This window comes from Tunicatimonas sp. (assembly GCF_049647865.1).
In the GTDB taxonomy this organism is placed as follows: Bacteria; Bacteroidota; Bacteroidia; order Cytophagales; family Cyclobacteriaceae; genus Tunicatimonas.
Map to the genome: position 1 here is coordinate 1 of NZ_JBARYM010000180.1, position 2,435 is coordinate 2,435.

Genomic DNA, 2,435 nt, shown 5'->3' on the forward strand with positions numbered 1-2,435 from the left:
GGGCAGTACGTTATAATGAAGCAGGTAATTTGTAAATTAACCGAGACTTTTCAAACGATTGGCGTATGCATACTTTAGTAGAACAGATACTGGCTGAACCTCAGGCAAATATTCTTTTGCAGCAAGTACAGGCAGTATTGGCCGAAGAACAACAACGGCGGGAGCGTTTTTATGAAGAAATGACGGAACAACAAAAGGTTGAATTTATCAACGGACAAATTTTTATGCACTCACCGGTAAAAAAACGACATAATCAGGCTAATTTGCTATTAGCTAAATTAGTAAGCACCTATGCTGATTTACATGATCTAGGTTTCGTAGGTATTGAGAAAATACTAATCACCCTTACCCGCAACGACTATGAACCCGATATTTGCTACTTTAATAAAGAGAAAGCTCAGCACTTTACGGACGATCAAATGAAGTTTCCCGCTCCGGATTGGGTAGTGGAAGTGCTTTCTGGAAGTACAAAAGCCAACGACCGGGGAGTGAAATTTAAAGACTACGAAGCCCACAGAGTGCAAGAGTACTGGATTGTTGATCCTGAGAAAGAAGTTGTGGAACAGTATGTACTACAAAACGATTCTTATGAATTATTGCTAAAAACCGGGCAGGGCACCATTGCCAGCAAGGCACTTTCCGGCTTTGAAATTCCAGTTCGCGCCATTTTTGATAAGTCAATTAATTTAGAGGCTCTTCGGCAAATAGCAACGGCTAATTAACCGGATTCATCATGGTGCCGGCAAACAGAATAGCTTCGGTATGCTTCTCGCGAATGAAGTAAGCAAACGGGCGGTCAACTCGGATTACCCGAGGCTGAGGATCAGCACCTGAACTTCTTTCACCAATCACAACCGCCGTAGCCGCGGCAGCTTCCGAACCTTCTTCGTTTACTTCGATAAAAGCCTGATGAATTACGCGATCAATATACAGGTTCTCCCCATCGCCTTCATTGAAGAAGCCGCCGAAGTTAGCATCGCTAGTAAACGGAAGTTCCATACCCATCCCTTTCAGTACATCGTTGAGCTTTAGTTTGAACTCAGTTTTAAACTTAGGCAGCATCAGATGGATGCCAAGGATATCAGCCTGCTCTATCCAGTCAGTTAGGCTTTCAGTAGTTAAATCATTTACCAATTCAGCTACTGTGCTTTCCGGGGAGGGCAATAAAATGACCATGCTAAACTGCCCATTGCCGTAGGGAATCTCTAGCAGTTGAGTGCCATTTTCCTGGTAGTGGAAGCGTAACTTGGTGCCTTTGTTCGACATCATGGGTACCGAAACCGTACTGTCATCGGCCAAATAAAACGGTTCGTCTTTGGTGGCACTGGCGTTAAACTGATACTGCCAGTCGGCTTTGAAATAGATAGCGTTGATCAGAAACATCACATCGGTAGGATTGATTTGTTCTATCAGATTTTTGATTTTGCCTTGCGTTTGGTCTTCTACCCAGCCGTTGATCATGTCTTTAGACGCTGGATTTTCTAAATCCAGTCCCTCAATGCGTCCGTCGTAGTACTTCTGAATAAGCTCGTCAAAGCCATTTTGCAATGTGTAAGTGTCTTTAAACCAGATAGAGTTGGCAATGGCCAAAGCTACCTGCTGATCCATATTGAGCAGTTGCTCGACTAACTGCCGAGCCGCTTCGTTTACTTCTTCGTCGCTCAAGTCAGCTACGCCCAACGTTTCTTTCATCACAGTTTTGGTATCGCCGCTAGCGCCGTTCACGGTCATATGCAAGGCAATGTCTACGCTCAGGGGCGAGATGAAAATATTCTCATCCGGTTTTTGCTGTTGAATAGCTTTAAATAGGTTTACTGAAAAGGCGTTGGAAGTTTCTACCAGTGTTTCGGCTGAGCCGGAGACCGGGCGCAAATCCGGTGAATTGTTCTGGTTACCAACGGAGTCTTCGCTACAGCGTACAAAGGATAGGCTGGCAAACAAAGTGAAAAATACTATTGTGATTTTTGATAGCGTGCTAGTTCTCATAAAAAGGGGGATTACTCAATGGTTTGAGGTTCGTTGGTATTCATTATAACTTCGTATACCCCGCCTTCATCTAAGGCTAAAAATATTCTTTCGGTACTTTCCGTACTGATCACTTTAAGATCAAAAATGCCCCCCTGATCTTCATCGGCATAAGTATCTTCTTCCCAAGTATCTCCGCCGTTCTGAGAATAATACAAGGTTAAGGGTTGTTGCTCGGCTGCCTTTATCCATTTCCCCGCAAAGACTAAATCAGGATCGTTATCGCTGACACCTACCCCAAAGAAGAAGTGAGCTTCTTCGTGACGATCGATCAAGGTCTCCCAAGTATTTCCTGCGTCAGAAGTTTTATTGAGTTCACCCTCCCAACCTACATATATGTTTTGCGGACTACTATTATCAAAAACAATCGCTTTGGTAACGGTTGGATTCGGCACCAAATCATTCCACTC

Annotated in this window: 3 protein-coding genes; 1 reads left to right on the forward strand and 2 read right to left on the reverse strand. The window is 43.9% G+C overall.

What is annotated here, in order from left to right; all coding sequences use genetic code 11:
* Positions 1–65 precede the first annotated feature (65 nt).
* Positions 66–722, forward strand: a complete 657-nt coding sequence (locus tag WBA23_RS05510; RefSeq protein WP_424581250.1) for a Uma2 family endonuclease — start codon at positions 66–68, stop codon at positions 720–722.
* Here WBA23_RS05510 and WBA23_RS05515 read toward each other — a convergent pair.
* Together WBA23_RS05515 and WBA23_RS05520 are read right to left on the reverse strand one after the other, a co-directional pair.
* Positions 715–1,986 carry a serpin family protein gene (locus WBA23_RS05515; RefSeq protein WP_424581251.1) on the reverse strand — a complete coding sequence of 424 codons (1,272 nt, stop codon included), beginning with the start codon at positions 1,984–1,986 and terminating at the stop codon, positions 715–717. The genes WBA23_RS05510 and WBA23_RS05515 overlap by 8 nt on opposite strands.
* Positions 1,987–1,997: 11 nt before the next feature.
* The coding region (locus WBA23_RS05520; RefSeq protein WP_424581252.1) for a WD40/YVTN/BNR-like repeat-containing protein at positions 1,998–2,435 on the reverse strand (438 nt) is incomplete at its 5' end.

Excerpts from the sequence above, each read along its gene's own strand:
- WBA23_RS05510 (WP_424581250.1), top strand. The coding sequence starts at position 66 with ATGCATACTTTAGTAGAACAGATACTGGCTGAACCTCAGGCAAATATT.
- WBA23_RS05515 (WP_424581251.1), bottom strand. The coding sequence starts at position 1,986 with ATGAGAACTAGCACGCTATCAAAAATCACAATAGTATTTTTCACTTTG.